A 16,271-nucleotide genomic window follows, 5' to 3' on the forward strand; every position below is an offset into this window, starting at 1 on the left:
CTCACGCTGTCCGGCTGAGGGCGTCGGACAGTTCGGCGGCGGCCGTGAGCAGGTGGCCGACGAGTTCAGGGGTGGCGGCGACCTGGTGGGTCACGCCGAGGACCGCGATGCAGCCCGTGATCTCGCTCCCGGATCTGACGGGAGCGGCGACCGAGGTCACGTGCGGGTTCACCTCACCGGTAGAGGTGGCGAAGCCCCGCTCCCGCACGGCGGCGTGCAGGCTGTGGAGGGTGGTGGCGTCGTGCGGGCCGGTCTCGGTCGACTCGTCGAAGCCGGAGGCGATCAGCGCGTCGATCTCCTCCTGGGGCCGGAACGCGAAGATCGCGTGCCCGGCCGCGCCCCCGTACCAGGGGTAGCTGCGCCCCAGGGTGAGCTCCCAGCGCAGGTCGCCGGGCGCGTCGGCGGCGGCGGCGAGCACGTAGCGGGAGCCCTGGCGCACGTTGAACACGGCGGACCTGCCCACGAGGGCGGACAGCCGGTTGAGCACCGGCAGCGCGATCTGCCGGTTGGCGTCGGACTCGGCGGCCAGGTGGCCGAGGCCGATCAGCGCGGGTCCCAGCCGGTACATCCGGGTGCGCTTGTCGGCGACGAGGAAGCCCCGCCCGGCGAGGGTGGCCATGACCCGGTGGACCTGGGAGGTGCCCAGGCCGAGGCGGCGCGCGGCGTCGCTGACGCCCCACGTGTCCTCGGTCGCAGAGAACAGCGAGAGCACGTCGAGCGCACGCTGGACGGTGAGCAGCTCGTCAGCCACAGGGGGTCCCTCCGGGCGGTTGGCTTCCCGATAATCGGGAAGGCTTTCCTGTCATCGGGATGAACCGTAAATGCTCCATCAGCCGTAATCCAGCCCCCCCGGTTGCCAATCCGTAAACTTCGGCGCGTGGACCTGCTGCTCTTCTCGAACTCGACCAATCACGGCGGGCGTCCCTACGCCCACGCGCTGCCCGAGATCCGCGACTTCCTCGCCGGTGTCGAGGACGCGCTCTTCGTGCCCCACGCGCTCGCCGACCACGACGCGTACACCGCGAAGGTCGCCGACGCGTTCGCCCCGGCGGGCGTGACCCTGCGGGGTCTGCACCGCGAGGCCGACCCGGTGGCGGCGGTGGCGTCGGCGGGCGCGGTCGTCGTCGGCGGCGGCAACACGTTCCGGCTGCTGCGCTCCCTGCAGAGGCAGGGGTTGGACGTGGCGATCCGCGAGGCGGTGCGCGCCGGGACGACCCGGTACGTGGGCGCCAGCGCGGGCACCAACATCACCGCGCCGACCATCCGGACGACCAACGACATGCCGATCGTGGAGCCGGGGTCGTTCGCGGCGCTGGGGCTGGTGCCGTTCCAGATCAACCCGCACTTCATCGACGCGGACCCGACCAGCACGCACATGGGCGAGACGCGGGAGACCAGGCTGCTGGAGTTCCTGGAGGAGAACGACGTCCCGGTGCTCGGGCTGCGGGAGGGCACGCACCTGCGGGTGTCCGGGGACGGGCGAGCGCAGGTGTGCGTGGTCGGCGGGACGTCGGTCGCGGTGCGCGGGGGCGGGCCCGCGATCGTGTTCCGGCGGGGGAAGGACGCGGAGGAGGTGTCCGGGGACGTCAGCTCGCTGCTGGACGAGCGGGTGGCGTTCGACGGCTGAGGCGGGGGCGCGGCGCGCGTGACCTGCGGTGCGACGTCTTCCGCGACGCTCGGGACACGCGGCGCGGCGACCCCCGGTCGGGACCCGGTCTCCCGGTCGGGGGTTGTCCCGCCGGGTTGCGGAAAGCGCTTTCCGGAGTGTCCGGAGATGCCCCCGGCACCCCGGCGCCCCCTCCCGCTATCACCCAGTCGGGTGGCCCCTACACCCGGTGACTCGGTACCGTCGGCCCGTGCCACACGCGGGAGAGCTGATCGCCGGTCGCTACCGGCTGGAGTCGCTGGTCGGGCAAGGGGCGATGGGGGTCGTCTGGCGGGGGCGGGACGAGGAGCAGGACCGCGTCATAGCCGTCAAGCTCCTGGAGGAGTCGGTGCGGTCGGCCGACTCCAGCGCGTGGATCGCCCGCGAGGGCCGCATCGCGACCCGGCTGCGGCACCCCAACGCGATCACCGTGCACGACGTCGTGGAGCACGACGGCACCCCGTGCCTGGTGATGGAGTACCTGCCCTCGCACAGCCTCGGCGCCCTGCTGGACGAGCGCGGACCGCTGCCGCCCGGCGAGGTGGCGCGCATCGGCGGGCTGGTGGCCTCGGCGCTGACCGCCGCGCACCAGGCGGGCATCGTGCACCGGGACGTCACCCCGTACAACATCCTGATCTCGCACGACGACGGCGACGTCAAGATCACCGACTTCGGCGTGGCGCGGGCCGTGGGCGAGGGGACGGTCACCGACGCGCGGCAGGTCGTGGGCACCCCGGCGTTCCTGGCGCCCGAGGTGGCGTCGGGCGAGTCGGCCTCGCACGCGTCGGACGTGTTCTCGCTGGGCTCGACCCTGTACACCGCCGTCGAGGGGCACCCGCCGTTCGGCAGGCTGGAGGACAACCCGTACGCCCTGCTGCGCCGCGCCGCGAAGGGCGAGGTGACCCCGCCGCGCACCACCGGTCCCCTGGCGGACGTGCTGGTGCTGCTGATGGCCCGCGAGCCCGACCACCGCCCGACCATGGCGCAGGCCCGCCAGATGCTCCAGGCCACCGCCGAGGGCAAGCCGCTGCCGCCCGCCGCGCGCACCCTGCCCGCTCCGGGCGCTCCCCCGGCTCCCGCGCCCACGCCGCCCGCCGCCGCCGCGCCGCAGGGTGGCCGGACGATGATGCTGGCGGTGCGCAGGCAGCTGTCGCTGCGCCCGATGGCCTGGGCGGGCATCGCGGGCGCGCTGCTCGCGGGCGGCGTGGTGCTGGGCTTCGCGCTGTCCACCACCTCGGACGACAAGGGCGCGTCGACGCAGGCCGCGCCCGACCCGTCGAGCAGCGAGCCCCCGACGACGACCACGGCGTACTCGCGCCAGATCACCCCGAGGGTCTCGACGCCCACGGAGACCGAGGAGTCGGAGGAGGAGTCGCAGGCCCCCTCCGGCCCCGGCGGCTGCGAGGCGACGTTGACGATCACCAACTCGTGGCCGAACGGGTTCCAGGGCGAGGTCGTGGTGCGCAACCCCGGTGGCGCGCCGGTGAGCGGCTGGACGGTGAGCTGGACGGCGACGGGGGGCGAGACGATCTCGTCGTCGTGGAACGGCAAGCTGAACCAGAACAGCGGCACGGTGGTGGTGTCGAACGAGGGGTACAACGGCACGATCCAGGCCGGCGGGAGCACGAACTTCGGGTTCAACGGGGCGGGCGAGCCGCCCGCGTCCCCGGCGGTGAGCTGCACGGCGGGCTGAGGCGCGGGCACGAGGCTCGACCGCTCCTAAAAGGGTGGCAGGACCACTCTGCGTGGTCCTGTCACCCTTTTGGGTTGACTTCGCTCCGGGGCGAGCAGCAGGGTGTGCGGGCCATCCGGCGTCGCCGCCGGGTGCGGCGGCCGGGGAGGGCCGCCCACCGGGGCGGACCGCTGGTCCGCTCACCCGAGCCGACCAGGGGGTACGTACCACCATGCCGTCCGCCGTGCGCCGAGCCGCCTTCGCGGCCACGGCGCTGACGCTCCTGTCCGCCTGCACCACCGTCGTGGACTCGCGGGCCGTGCCCGCCGCCGAGGCGCCCGCCGTGGACAGCGCGCTGAAGGTCCTGCCCGCGCAGCCCGCCATCGCCTCGATCGACACGCGGCTCTCCGCCGCGCTGACCAAGCTGCGCAACATCGACGTGTGCGGCCTGCTCTACGACGAGACCGCCGTGACCACCCTGTTCGGCCAGGACACCCCGTCCTCGCTGATGCCCGACCTGTTCGATCTGGCGGGCTGCAAGCTGAAGGTCGCCGTGGGCGCCGAGAAGCGCGGCGGGTTCGACCTGTGGCTGGCGCTGGGCCCCAAGCACCCGGACGACGACCGGACGGCCGAGACGATCAACGGCCTGCCGGTGTCCACCCGGCTCGGGGAGGGCGACGCGCGGAAGGACAGGGGCAGCTGCTCGATGGAGATCGACGTGGACGACCGGCTCGGCCTGGTCGGGGACGAGCGGGACGCGGCCGTCCTGGACCTCACGGTGCTCAGCTTCGAGCTGGGCGCGAACCAGCTCGCCTGCGAGACCGCCAGGAAGTACCTGACCGCCACGGCCGCGCTGTGGCAGGACCTCCCGCTGATCGGCGGCGGGCGCACCACCCCCGCGCTGGAACTGGCCACCGAGGACCCGTGCGCGCTGGCGGCCATCGCCCTGGAGGGCGATCCCGGCGGCACGCTGCGCCCCAGGGCAGGCGCCATGGCCGGGTGCGAGCTGATTCCCGGCAGCAAGGACAAGCCCACCGTCGACGTCGCCTTCGGAGTGGGCAAGGACCCCAGGGTCAAGCTGGGCAGCCAGGACGACCCGGTGGACGTCGCGGGCATCCGGGTCGGCATCGACGAGTACCGGGGCAAGTGCAGGTACGCGGCGGCCTGGCAGCCCGAGGGCGCGTTCGTGGACGACAGCACCTCCCCCCTCGCGGGCACCCCGTCCATGCAGGTGGTCCACCTCACCGTCGGCGCGCTGTGCGCCGAGGCGAAGCCGATCGCCGAGAAGCTGCTGCCGAGGATCGTCCCGCCGTCCGGGGAGGTGGACCCGAACCCGGCGGGCGCGCGGGTGCGGCTGGGCGACCTGGCCGCCGCACCCGCGGCGAAGGACGTGGGCGCGCCTTTCGACCCGTGCGACATCGGCGGCAAGGGCTGGGACGCGTTCCCCGCTCAGGTCAGGCACCCGCAGCGGACCAAGCCGCTGCCGCTGCGCCCGAATCGCACCTTCGCCACCGGCTGCGACTACTCCAACAGCGACTCGATCTCGATCACCCCCGGCGAACCGGGCTCCGGAGCCAGGCCCGCCGTGTTCAGCGCGATCGTGCAGTGGTGGGCGCCCGGCGCGTTCGACCTGGCGGCGGAGGCGGCCAAGCCGGGGGTTCAGCGGGTGGACCTGGCGGGAAGGGCGGGCACGAGCCTGGCCTCGACCAAGCGGGGCGGGAAGCCGACGTGCGAGACGGTCGTGGCGCTGGGCAGCGGCACGGCCAGGGTCGAGCTGTGGCAGGACAAGTTCCCGGTGGACCCGTGCGCGGTGAGCGCGGCGGTCGCCGCGGAGATCGTCAAGACCGCTGGTTGACCCGCGTGCGGTGACGCGCCGCTCCCCCGGCGGACGGCCGCGCCGGACGCTGCGGGAGGCGCGCAGGGGCGGGGGGCGTCCACTGAGGACGGATCGTGACCGGTTCCGGCGGACTCGGGCGAAACACCCGCGCCGGGCGGCCCGCGTTGCTAGCTTCGTGCGCGGCGCGGGCCCGGTCACGGGAGCGCCGCCAGGGTTCACGGCACAGCTCCGACCGGGGGGTCGACTTGATCGTCGCACGAGGGACAGAAGCACGTCGTCGGTCGCGCGGGAGGCCGGGCGCGCTGGTCGCGGCGGCGCTGCTGCTGCCCATCGCCGCCTGCACGAGCGTGGTGGGCTCCAGGGCTGTGCCCGTGCCGCCCGACCAGCGCGTCGGCGCGGGCGGGACCGCGATCGTGGAGCAGGTCGAGGAGGAGGACCGGCCGCTCGCCGTGGCCTACGCCCACCTGCGCGCCGTCGACGCCTGCGGGCTGCTCTACGACGAGCCCGCGATGGCGAAGGCGTTCCCCGGCTCCCGGACCGAGCTCGTGCTGCCCGCGACGGCGCTCGGCACCTGCCGGGCGGTGGTCGCGGTCGGCGAGGGCGCGGGCGAGCTGAAGTACGAGGTGCAGCTGACGCTGGCCGCCAACGCCGCCAACGGCCGGGCGCGGGGCGCGCCGGAGCAGGTCGCCGGGCGGACCGCGCTGGTGGCCAAGGACACGAAGTGCTCGTTCTACCTGGACGTCGACGAGGAGCTGGGCCTGCCCGAGTCCTCGCGCGGGCTGGTGACCCCGCTGGTCGAGTTCGGGATGCACGGCGGCGGCACGCCGGGGGTCGACCTGTGCGGGGCCGGGCGGAGCTACCTGGAGTCGACCGCCGCGCTGTGGTCCGACCTGCCCGTGGCGGGCGAGGGGCGGAGCTCGCCCGAGCTGGCGCTGGCGACCCTGGACCCGTGCGTGCCCGCCTCGGCGCTGCTGGACTCCCCCGGCGCGCGGATCGACAAGCCGCTGGGCACGAACACGTGCGTGGTCGAGGTCGGGCGCGGTGGCGGCCAGCGGATCGAGGTGAGCTTCCTGATCGGCGGCGACCCCGTCGGCAACCGGCCGGACAACGCCGAGGTGGTCGTCATGGGCGGCCGTGACGTGGTCAAGGAGAAGCTGGCGACCGGGTGCCGCAACGAGTTCGCCTGGCAGGCGGGGCTGCCGCTGGTGAACGAGAGCAGCGAGCTGGTGCTGCGCTACCTCCAGCTCCAGACCGTGCAGGTGAAGTCGCTGAGCTGCTCCGGCTTGGACGAGAGCACCGGGAAGGTCCTGGCGGCGATGGGCGAGGAGCCGCCGCCCGCGAAGCGGGTGGCCACGGCCCCGGTGGTCCTGGGCGCGCACCCCGTGCCACCGGACGCGGCGGCCGTCGGCGCGCCGTTCGACCCGTGCGCGCTGGGCTGGGCGGCGTTCCCCGAGCAGGTCAGGCACCCCAGGGACGTCGTGCCGACCCTGCGGCTGCCGGACGAGGGCTTCGCGACCTCGTGCGTCTACACCAACCACAACGAGGGCAAGGGCTCCGGGCTGTTCACGGCCGAGGTGTTCTGGGCCGCGCCGGACGGGTTCGCGCTGAGCCGGACCGCCCCCGACCGCACGACGAAGGTGCAGGTCGCGGGCCGGGAGGCGCACCGGGTGGCGATGAACCCGCGCGAGGGAACGGCGTGCGCGGTGCTCGTGCGGTTGGAGCGGGGCGTGGCGGGCGTGCAGGTCCGGCAGGGCCGGTTCGACGTCGACGTGTGCCAGGTCGCCACCACCGTCGCCGAGGCCGCCGTGCGCGCCGCCGCGTGACGGCGGGGGCCGGGGACCGGGGGGCCGACGTCGCCCCCGGCCCCCGGCCCCCGGTCCGTCGGCTACCGCTGGGTGATGTCCGAGGGCTGGTACAGGCAGTTCTTGCCGTCCGCCCCCTCGCCGATCTTCTTGGGCTCGCTGCCCTTCGGCACGCCCTGGTACTTCTCGCACACCGTCGTGCTCCCGTAGACCGTGACCCGCGAGAACCGGGCCGTGTCGCCCCAGTTGGTGTTGATCCCCACCAGGACCTTGGTCGAGCGCGCGGTGACCCCGTCCAGCACCACGTGCCGCTGGTACGAGGTGGAGCAGTTCCCGCAGGCCCGGTAGAGCTTGCCGGAGCTGTGCACCTGGAAGTTGCGGATGGTCAGCGTCCCGGCCCCGTTGTGCTGGAACACCTTGTCGGTCCCGGACTTCGCGCCGCCGCCGTCCACCAGGTAGGTCGCCGAGGAGCTGGCGGACTTGAACGTGGCCGCGTCCTCGCCGACGTCGTTCCACCACACGTTGCGGATCGTGCAGGAGCCCTCGCAGTGGATGCCGTCACCGGCGGGCGCGTCGATGATGACGTTCTGGATCGTGCCGCCGTTGGCGACGACGAACATCGGGTCCTGGCTCTCGCCCTGGCCGCCGTCGCCGATGCCGTAGTAGCGCTTGAGGCCGCCGTCGAAGAAGGTGCCCGCGTTCTTCGTGGTGGTCTGGTGCACGCTGCCGGTGTCGCCCGGCCACGGGCCGTCGCCGACGCCGCCGCCGGGCGGCGGGGTGGTGGTGGTCGTGGGGCCGCCGCCGCCGGTGGTCGTGGTGGTGGTCGGGGTGCCGCCGCCCGAGGTGGTGAACGACCACTGCTTGGTGGCCGCGCTGTCGCACGAGTTGGTCTGCACCGGGGCGCCCGACGCGGTCGAGTTGTCCTTGGTGTTCAAGCACTTCCCGCCGTTGGCGTTGACCACCCGGTGGTTGCCGCCGCTCTCCACGAGGGTCCAGGTCTGGCTGCCGGTGCTGCCGCACGCGACCTGCTCCACGACCTTGCCCGCCGACGTGGAGTCGTCCCGCACCCCGGCGCACAGGCCCGCCGCCGAGGTGATCCGGAAGCCGCCGCTGACCGCCGCGAGGGTCCACCGCTGGCCGGCGGAGCCGCCGCACGACGCCTGCGTCAGCTGCGACCCGCTCGCGCCGCCGCCGGAGTCGAGGCACTGCCCGCTGCCGCCGTTGGTGACCACGTACGTGCCAGCGCTCACCGCGGCCGACGCGGGCGGGGCGCTCGGCCAGGCCACCAGCGCGACCACCAGAGCCCCCACCGCACCCACCGCGGAGAGCACTCTCCACGAATGGGGAGAAAGGTTTAATCGGTTGCGCGAACCCATGCACGCCTCCTTGCGAGCACCCGGAAAAACGCTGTCCGCACCCCATGTTCACGTCTCTGAACTGCGTAAACAGCGGAGAAGCGCGGTAATGGGGACCGTAGCGCAGCTTTTCCGGCGAGGCAATGGAAACTCGTTCGGCGCACTCGCGTTCACGGTGGTGAACACCATTGTTCACCACCGTGAACGCATTAGGGGAACTCAGATCCGCACGACGACCTTGCCGCGCACGTGGCCCTCCTCGACGTGGGCGTGCGCCTGCGCGACCTCCTCCAGCCCGAACACGCGCGACACGTGCGGCGCGTACCCGCCGCGCTCGCCCAGCTCGGCGGCCTCGGCCAGCAGCGCCGGGTTGTTCTCGGCGCCGAGGGAGCGCACGCCCAGCGCGGGCGCGTTCACCTGGTCGGCGACGGTGACGACCGCGTCGGGGCCGCCCGCGATGGCCACGAGGTCGGCGAGCGAGCCGGAGCCCGCCGCGTCGACGACGAGGTCGGCGCCGCCGAGCGCCGCGACCCGCTCGGCCAGGCCCTCGCCGTAGGTGGTGGGCGTCGCGCCCAGCTCGGCGAGGTAGGCGTGGTTGCGCTCGCCGGCGGTGCCGATGACGGCAGCGCCGCGCGCGACGGCGAGCCGCACGGCGGCGCTGCCGACCCCGCCTGCCGCGCCCTCGACCAGGACGGTGCGGCCCTTGACGTCGCCGAGCGCGTCGAGCGCTCCCCCGGCGGTGACCACGGCCAGGCCCGCGGCGGCGGCCTGCTCGACGGTCCAGGTGGACGGCACGCGCGCCCAGGCGGACAGCACGGCGTGCTCGGCGGTGGCGCCGCCGAGGCCGCCGAGGCCGAAGACGAGGTCGCCGACCGCGACGCCGGTGACGCCCTCGCCGACCTCGTCCACGACGCCCGCGGCGTCCCGGCCGGGGATGGCGGGCAGGTCGATGGCGAAGGCCGCGATGCCGGGCGGCTGCTGCTCGACGGGCAGGTCGAAGAGCTTGCGCAGGTAGCCGGCGCGGACCTTCCAGTCGACCGGGTTGACGCTGGCCGCGCCCACGGCGATCCGGACCTCGCCCGGTCCGGCGTGCGGCTCGACGACGTCGTCGTCCACGGTGAGGACGTCGGCGGGGCCGTACTCGTGGTAGCGCGCTGCGCGCATGGCTCTCTCCTCGGTTCCCGGCCCCGGTGGGCCGCTCGACCACCCCGGCAGGCGGTCACTTTCCACGGAAACTCTTTCCGCGGAAAGTGACGATACCCCAATCACTTTCCATGTCAAATGATGGCTTGATAGGGTTCGGTCGTGCCGAGCGAGGAAGCCCCGAAGCCGCTGGACGTGGCCGAGCAGCGCGCGTGGGCGCTGCTGCTGGGCGTGACCACCTGGCTCCCGGCGGCGCTCGACGCGCACCTGCAGCGGGACGCCGGGATCAGCCACAGCGAGTACCAGGTCCTGTGGTGGCTCTCCACCAGCACCGAGAAGGTGCTGCACATGAGCCAGCTCGCCGACAGCGCGGGCGTCACCGCCTCGCACCTGTCGCGGATCGTGGCGCGGCTGGAGAAGCGCGGCTGGATCACCCGCAACCCCGACCCGGCGGACGGCCGGTACACCCAGGCCAGGCTGACCGGGGAGGGCGAGCGCAAGGTCGCCGAGTGCGCGCCCGGTTACGCGACGGCGCTGCGCGCCAACCTGTTCGACCACCTCGCGGGGGACCAGGTGGACGACCTGGCGACGCTGGCGTACGCAATCCTGCGCGAGCTGCGGCCGGTGTGCGTGAACCACCTGCCGGGGGAACCGCCTGCCTGACGGCGCTGGGCGGCCGGTCCGCGCGGGGCGGCTGGTCCGCGGTGGCGCGCGGGTAGGGTCGCCGGGCATGGGGCGAATCGCCGTGATCGGCGCCGGGGTGGTCGGGCTGACGGTGGCGCACGAGCTGTCGGCGGCCGGGCACGGGGTCGAGGTGGTGGCCGGGGCGGACCACGCGGGGTCGGTGTCGTCGGTGGCCGCCGCGATCTGGTTCCCGCACGCCGTGGGCAGCTCCGAGCGGGTGCTGGAGTCCGGGAGGGCGACCGGCGAGCGGCTGGCCGCGCTGGCGGCGGACCCGGCGACGGGCGTGCGGCTGCGCACCGGCACCGTCCTGTCCCGCAGGCCCGACCCCGACCGGTCGTGGACGGCGGCCGTGCCCGCGTGGCGGGAGGCGGACGCGACGGAGGTGCCGGAGGGCGCGCGGGGGGTCGTGGTGACCCTGCCGGTGGCGGTGACGGACGTGTACCTGGGCTGGTTGCGGGCGCGGGTGGAGCGGCGGGGCGTGGTGTTCCGCACGGCCGAGCTGGTCGAGCCGGAGGACGTGGGCGCGGGGTTCGACGCGGTGGTGGTCGCGGCCGGGCTGGGCTCGGGGGCGCTGCTGGGCGATGCGGAGGTTCACCCGATCCGGGGCCAGGTGGTGCGCCTGGCCAACCCCGGCCTGACCCGCTGGGTGACCGACGACGACAACCCCGGTGGGCTGACGTACGTGGTGCCGCGCGACGGGGACGTGGTGTGCGGCGGGACCGGCGACGTGGGCGAGTGGGGCACCGAGCCGGACCCTGAGGTCGAGGCGGCGATCCTGCGCAGGGCGACCGCGCTGGCGCCGGAGCTGGCCGGGTGCCCGGTGGTGTCGCGCGCGGTGGGCCTGCGCCCGGCGCGGCCACGGGTGCGGCTGGAGGTCGTGCCGGGGCGGGGACTGCCGGTGGTGGCGTGCTACGGGCACGGCGGGGCGGGGTTCACGCTGTCCTGGGGCGAGGCGGCCGAGGTGGTGCGGGTGATCGGGGGGTTGGGGGTCTAGGGGGTGGTCTCGGCGCGCAGCGGCGAGAACCGCAGGGCGCGCGGCGGCAGCAGGCAGGCGAACGGCAGCACCGAGGGCGGCAGGCCGTGCCAGGTGCCGAGGGCCGCGCCGACCGGTCCGGGTGGGGCGAGCCCGGCGGCGCGCCCCCGTCCCGCCGGTTGGTATTTCTATACCGCACCCGTGTTAAAGTGCCGGTATAGAAATACCGGCATTGACACGACGCGAGGGTATCAAGTGATCGAGCTGAAGACGACTGCGGAGATCGACCGCATGCACGTGACCGGGCGGTTCGTCGCCGAGGTGCTCACCGAGGTGGGGAACCTGGCCGACGTCGGCGTCAACCTGATGGACATCGAGCACCACGTGCGCGGCCTGATCAAGCAGCGCGGGGCCGAGTCCTGCTACTGGGACTACGCGCCCTCCTTCGGCGAGGGGCCGTTCCGCAACGTCATCTGCCTGTCCGTCAACGACGCCGTCCTGCACGGCCTGCCGCACGACTACGCCCTGCGCGACGGCGACGTGCTCAGCGCCGACATCGCCGTCAGCATCGACGGCTGGGTCGCGGACTCGGCGCGCACGGTCATCGTCGGCACCCCGGACGAGCAGGACCAGCGGATCATCCGCGCCACCGAGGTCGCCCTGGAGGCCGGGATCGACGCGGCGCGCCCCGGCAACCGGCTGGGCGACATCTCGGCCGCGATCGGCGCGGTGGCGGCGGAGTTCGGGTACAAGGTGAACACCGAGTTCGGCGGCCACGGCATCGGGCGGACCATGCACGAGGACCTGCACGTGCCCAACAAGGGCAAGGGCGGCCGTGGGCTGAAGCTGCGGCCCGGTCTGACGCTGGCCCTGGAGCCGTGGCTGGCGCGCACGACGGACCGGATCGTCTACGACGAGGACGGCTGGACCATCCGCTCGGCGGACGGCTCCCGCACGGCCCACTCCGAGCACACCGTCGCGATCACCGAGGACGGGCCCGTGGTGCTCACCCGGCGTGAGGGCGAGCAGCACTGACGCCCGAACGGGCGCCCCGGTCGTGGGGGCGCCCGTCGGTCACGGGCCAGGTCGGTCACGGGTCGGGTCGGTCACGGGCCGGGTCGGTCACGGGCCAGGCCGGTCACCGGTCGGGTCGGCCTCGTCGGGGGCGGTGAAGCGCTCGATCCAGCCGAGGACCCGCTCGCGGACGGCGTCCGCCTCGGGGAGCAGCGCCAAGCCCTCCCGCAGCTCCGCCAGCCCGACCGCCACGTCACCGGACAGGCATCGCGCGTACCCCAACTCCGCGAGCACCAGCGCCAGCCCGTACTCCTCCCCCGGCGCCCGCCGCGCCTCGCGCACCAGCGCGTACAGCTCCACCGCCTCGGCGAACCGCCCCGCGTCCCGCAGCGCGTTCGCCGCGCTGAGCCGCGCCCACGCCACGCTCCGCGCCGACCCCGCGGCGGTGAAGTCCACGAGCGCCTCCTGCGCGCGAGCCAGCGCCTCGGCCGTCCGCCCGGCTTCCCGGTGCAGCCCGCTCAAGCTGTTGCGCGCCTCCCCGGCCCTCTGCCGGTCCCCCCCGTGCTCGGCCACGTCGAGCGCCCGAAACGCCAGCGCCACCGCCTCACCACCGCGCCCCAGCTCACGGCACAGCTGCGCGTACCGGATCGCGACCCACCCGATGCCGCGCTCGTCCCGCACGCCCTCGTGGATCTCCAGCGCCTCCCGGAAGCACTCTTCCGCGCGCCCGTGCTCGCGCCGCTCCCGGAATGCCACCCCGAGCCCGCCAAGCACCAGCGCCACCGCGACGGCCTCACCGGAAGCCCGCGCCGACGCCAGCCCGATCTCGTGCACGGTGATCCAGTCGTCCCACGCCTTCACCCGGTAGCAGTGCTCGAACAGCGCGACCGCCAACCGCCACGCCACCCCGTGCTCACCCAGCTCGGCGGCCCGCCGCGCGCACGCCACCAGGTTGACCCGCTCGGAGGCGAGCCACCTGCCCGCCTCGCCCGCATCCGCGAACGGTCGACCGGACCCCGAAAAGATGACACCTGCCCGCGCGGCTCCCAGCGCCCGGTCTGCGGCCAGCGCGCTCGCGAGGTGCCACCCGAGCACCCGCGACACCGCCTCGAACCGCTCCTGCGCGTCCTCCTCCTCGTCGGCGCGCTCGGCCGCGTACTCGCGCAGCGGGCTGACCAGCTGGAACCGCTGCCCGGCCACGACGACTTCCAGCAGGTTCGCCAGGCACAGCGCCCCGAGCGCCTCCCGCACGGCCCCGAGCGGAAGCCCGGTCAGCGCGACGACCGCCTCCGGGGTCGCGGTGGCGCCGGGAAGCAGCCCGAGCAGCCGGAACACCCGCGCCTGCTCGGGCGCGAGCCTGCGGTAGGACACGCCGACCACGTCCCCATCGTCCCTGAGCACCGCGAACACCGCCTTCTCGGCAAGCTCCCCGGCCAGCTCGGCGGCCGTGGAGAAGGTGAAGCCGTCGATCCGCTGGGCCGCGATGAGCAGCAGCAGCGGCAGGCAGCCGCAGCGCCGGGCCAGCACCTCGGTCGCCGGGTCGTCGGCCACGCCCACGCCGTCGCTGCGCTCCACGATCAGCGCCACCGCCTCGGCGAGCGAGAGCGGGCCGAGGGGGACGTCGACGGCGCCGTCGCGCACGACCAGGCCGCGCAGCCGCGACCGGCTGGTCACCACCACGACCGAGCGCCCGCCCGGCAGCAGCGGCCGGACCTGCTCGGCGCTGGTGGCGTCGTCGAGCACGACCAGCACCCGCTTGCCGCTGAGCGCGCTGCGGTACTGGGCGGCCCGGTCCTCGACGCCGCCGAGGCCGGGGACGCCCAGGGCGTGCAGGAACGGGTCGAGCACCTCGCCGGGTTCGGCGGGCGTGGTGGCCGGGTTGTGGCCGCGCAGGTCCGCGTACAGGACGCCGTCGGGGAAGTGCGCCAGGTTGCGCCGCGCCCAGTGCACGACCAGCGCGGACTTGCCGACACCCGGCTGCCCGGACACGCACAGCAGCCCCGCCCCGCCCTCGGGTAACGCCCCGGACAGCGCCGCCTGGGCCTGCCGCTGGTTGAACAGCGCGCCCTGCCAGCCGGGCAGCTGCATGGGCGGACGCGGGGCGGGCAGCCCGAACTCGATGTTCCCGGCCTGCACGACGACGTGCGCCGCGCCGCTGACCACGTTCCTGATGTCCTTCACCGCTCCCCCACCGCTCCCCCTCCGCCGCTCAGCCCGCGGCCTCGCGCAGCAGCTCCCGCACGTCCCCCGCGCGCGGGTCGCCGATGGCGTCGAAGTGCGCCAGCGCCAGGTCCAGGTGCTCCTGCGCGCCCGCCCGGTCGCCGGACGCGAGCAGCGCCCTGGCCAGGTCGTGGTGGCACACCGCGACCCCGTACCGGTCGTCGGCCGCGTCCCGGACGGCGAGCGCGGCGCGGTAGCAGTCCAGGGCGGCCAGGTGGCGCCCGGCGTCGTGGTGGACGTTGCCGCGCATCACCTCGGCCCAGGCGAGGCCCTGGTGGTGCCCGGCGCGCCGGAACGCCTCGGCGGCCCGGTCGCCGTGCGCCAGCGCCGCGACCAGGTCGCCCGCCCTGCGGTGCGCGCCGCACAGGTTGTTGAGCACCACGCCCTCCAACCTCGGGTCACCGGCACCCGCCGCGAGGTCGAGCGCCTGCCCGGCCAGGCCCAGTGCCAGGTCGGTGGCGCCTGCTTCGGCGTGGGCGTAGGCGAGCCGGTTGAGCGCGACGGCCCGGCCGCGCGGGTCGCCGAGCTCGTCCCACGCCCGGTCGGCCAGGGACAGCAGTGCGACGGCGACGTCGTGGTCGCGCCGCTCGCGGTGCGCCAGGCCGAGGGTGGACAGCAGGGCGGCCTCGGCGGCCCGGTCGCCGACCCTCCTGGCGATGAGCGCGGCGCCGGTGGCCGGTTCGATCCAGTCCCGCCACGGCTTGCGGCGGTAGCAGTAGTCCAGGGCCAGGGTGAGCCTGCGCAGCGCGGTGCGGTGGTCGCCGCCGTCCAGCGCCCGCCGGGTGGCGCGGAGCAGCGCGGCCCAGCGCTTGTCCAACCAGGCCAGCGCGTGCCCCTCGTCGCGGAAGCGCAGCTCGGGCAGGGTCGGGTCGGCCGGGGTCGGACCGGGCGTCCCGGAGAGCAGCGCGGCCACGTGCGCGAGCGCGTGGTCCCACCACTCGTCGGCGTCACCGGGCGCGGACGCGCGCCCCTCGTCGGGACCGGCGGCCAGCTCCCTGCGGTACCCGGCGACCAGCTCGGCCGCGACCGCGCCGTGCTCCCCCAGCTCCAGCAGCAGCAGGTCCAGCTCGTCCAGCAGGGCGCCCGCCTCGGCGCGCAGCCCGTCGGCGCGGGCCGGGTCGAGCGCGGGGTCGCGCAGGTCGCCGACGCGCGAGTCGAGCAGCAGCACGTGGACGGCGGTCTTGCTCAGCAGCGCGCTCGGCTCGGTGAGCACGACCCGGTGCTCGCCCGCGTAGAGGGTCGCGACGCCGGTCTCCTCGCTGACCGCGACCACCGGGACGGCGACGTCGCGCGCGGTGTTCGCGGCGGTGGCGTGCCGGGCGCCGTGGCCGGGCTGGACGTGGTTCGAGCGGGGGTGGAGCGCGGCGTGGGCGCGGACGATCTCGGCGAGGCCGTCGCCGCCGAGCACCACGGCGAGGTCCATCTTGGCGGTCTGGGCCAGGTTCTCGGGGGTGGCGGTGACGCCGCGCAGCGGGTAGCCGCCGGAGCAGACCTCGGCGACGGTGTCGTCCCAGCCGAGCACGAACAGCCCGCCGGACCCCGAGGCCGCGACCCGGTCGACGCCCCGCCGGACGTCGGTGTGCAGCGCCAGCAGGGCCAGCGCCGCGCGCGCCCTCGGCGGTAGTGGACCGATGGTGATGCACCCCCTCGGGGGCGATCATTCTGCTTCGCAGCGGGTGGTGGCAAGGACCCGAGGGCGTGTCGGCGCAACGCCGGAACGTCGCGCGGGCGCAACGGCCTTTGAGGACGGACCCCGTGGGAACCCGTTGGCACGACCGGAACCGCTCCAGCGCACCGGTTCCACGACCGTTGCGCCCGCGCACCGCATCGACGTTGCCCCCGCACAACGCCCTCCGCACGGGTGGCCCCACCGCACGCCCCACCCCCGCCACGGTCGCCCGCGCAGGTGAACCACCCGGCTGGAAA

At 74.8% G+C, this 16,271-nt stretch carries 12 protein-coding genes; 7 read left to right on the forward strand and 5 right to left on the reverse strand.

Annotated features, from left to right (window positions below; all coding sequences use genetic code 11):
• Position 1: 1 nt before the first annotated feature.
• The gene (locus AMIR_RS20780; RefSeq protein WP_015802914.1) at positions 2-751 is read right to left on the reverse strand and encodes an IclR family transcriptional regulator; all 750 of its coding nucleotides are present in this window, start codon (positions 749-751) and stop codon (positions 2-4) included.
• 126 nt (positions 752-877) lie between these two features.
• Here AMIR_RS20780 and pepE point away from each other — a divergent pair, with 126 nt between their 5' ends.
• The 4 genes from pepE to AMIR_RS20800 all read left to right on the forward strand — a co-directional run bounded on the left by pepE (position 878) and on the right by AMIR_RS20800 (position 6,977).
• Positions 878-1,627, forward strand: coding sequence for a dipeptidase PepE (gene pepE, locus AMIR_RS20785; protein WP_015802915.1), 750 nt, complete (start codon positions 878-880; stop codon positions 1,625-1,627).
• Between the two features lie 229 nt (positions 1,628-1,856).
• Positions 1,857-3,338 carry a protein kinase domain-containing protein gene (locus AMIR_RS20790; protein WP_015802916.1) on the forward strand — a complete coding sequence of 494 codons (1,482 nt, stop codon included), beginning with the start codon at positions 1,857-1,859 and terminating at the stop codon, positions 3,336-3,338.
• A gap of 211 nt (positions 3,339-3,549) precedes the next feature.
• The gene (locus AMIR_RS20795) at positions 3,550-5,172 is read left to right on the forward strand and encodes a hypothetical protein (RefSeq protein WP_015802917.1); all 1,623 of its coding nucleotides are present in this window, start codon (positions 3,550-3,552) and stop codon (positions 5,170-5,172) included.
• A gap of 227 nt (positions 5,173-5,399) precedes the next feature.
• Complete coding sequence (locus AMIR_RS20800) at positions 5,400-6,977, forward strand: hypothetical protein (protein WP_143760825.1); 1,578 nt, start codon at positions 5,400-5,402, stop codon at positions 6,975-6,977.
• A gap of 62 nt (positions 6,978-7,039) precedes the next feature.
• On the opposite strand, the gene AMIR_RS42110 is transcribed toward AMIR_RS20800, so the two are convergent.
• The gene (locus AMIR_RS42110; protein WP_240438596.1) at positions 7,040-8,266 is read right to left on the reverse strand and encodes a pectate lyase; all 1,227 of its coding nucleotides are present in this window, start codon (positions 8,264-8,266) and stop codon (positions 7,040-7,042) included.
• Positions 8,267-8,530: 264 nt separating this feature from the next.
• The gene (locus AMIR_RS20810; protein ID WP_015802920.1) at positions 8,531-9,475 is read right to left on the reverse strand and encodes an NADP-dependent oxidoreductase; all 945 of its coding nucleotides are present in this window, start codon (positions 9,473-9,475) and stop codon (positions 8,531-8,533) included.
• A 141-nt stretch (positions 9,476-9,616) separates the two neighbouring features.
• Between AMIR_RS20810 and AMIR_RS20815 the strand changes: the two genes are divergently transcribed.
• From AMIR_RS20815 to map, 3 genes are all read left to right on the forward strand, one after another.
• Complete coding sequence (locus AMIR_RS20815) at positions 9,617-10,117, forward strand: MarR family winged helix-turn-helix transcriptional regulator (protein ID WP_015802921.1); 501 nt, start codon at positions 9,617-9,619, stop codon at positions 10,115-10,117.
• 67 nt (positions 10,118-10,184) lie between these two features.
• On the forward strand, positions 10,185-11,132 hold the full coding sequence (locus tag AMIR_RS20820) for an FAD-dependent oxidoreductase (RefSeq protein ID WP_015802922.1): 948 nt from the start codon (positions 10,185-10,187) through the stop codon (positions 11,130-11,132).
• A 234-nt stretch (positions 11,133-11,366) separates the two neighbouring features.
• Complete coding sequence (gene map, locus AMIR_RS20825) at positions 11,367-12,146, forward strand: type I methionyl aminopeptidase (protein WP_015802923.1); 780 nt, start codon at positions 11,367-11,369, stop codon at positions 12,144-12,146.
• A gap of 87 nt (positions 12,147-12,233) precedes the next feature.
• Here map and AMIR_RS35980 read toward each other — a convergent pair whose 3' ends face one another.
• Both AMIR_RS35980 and AMIR_RS20835 read right to left on the reverse strand, forming a co-directional pair.
• Complete coding sequence (locus AMIR_RS35980) at positions 12,234-14,306, reverse strand: ATP-binding protein (RefSeq protein ID WP_015802924.1); 2,073 nt, start codon at positions 14,304-14,306, stop codon at positions 12,234-12,236.
• Positions 14,307-14,334: 28 nt separating this feature from the next.
• Positions 14,335-15,984 (reverse strand): tetratricopeptide repeat protein, encoded by a 1,650-nt coding sequence (locus tag AMIR_RS20835; RefSeq protein ID WP_015802925.1) that lies wholly within the window; start codon positions 15,982-15,984, stop codon positions 14,335-14,337.
• Positions 15,985-16,271: the final 287 nt, after the last annotated feature.

The organism is Actinosynnema mirum DSM 43827, assembly GCF_000023245.1.
Taxonomy (GTDB): domain Bacteria; phylum Actinomycetota; class Actinomycetes; order Mycobacteriales; family Pseudonocardiaceae; genus Actinosynnema; species Actinosynnema mirum.

Coding starts and splice junctions, on each gene's coding strand:
- AMIR_RS20795 (WP_015802917.1), top strand. CDS start 3,550: ATGCCGTCCGCCGTGCGCCGAGCCGCCTTCGCGGCCACGGCGCTGACG.
- AMIR_RS20810 (WP_015802920.1), bottom strand. CDS start 9,475: ATGCGCGCAGCGCGCTACCACGAGTACGGCCCCGCCGACGTCCTCACC.
- AMIR_RS20820 (WP_015802922.1), top strand. CDS start 10,185: ATGGGGCGAATCGCCGTGATCGGCGCCGGGGTGGTCGGGCTGACGGTG.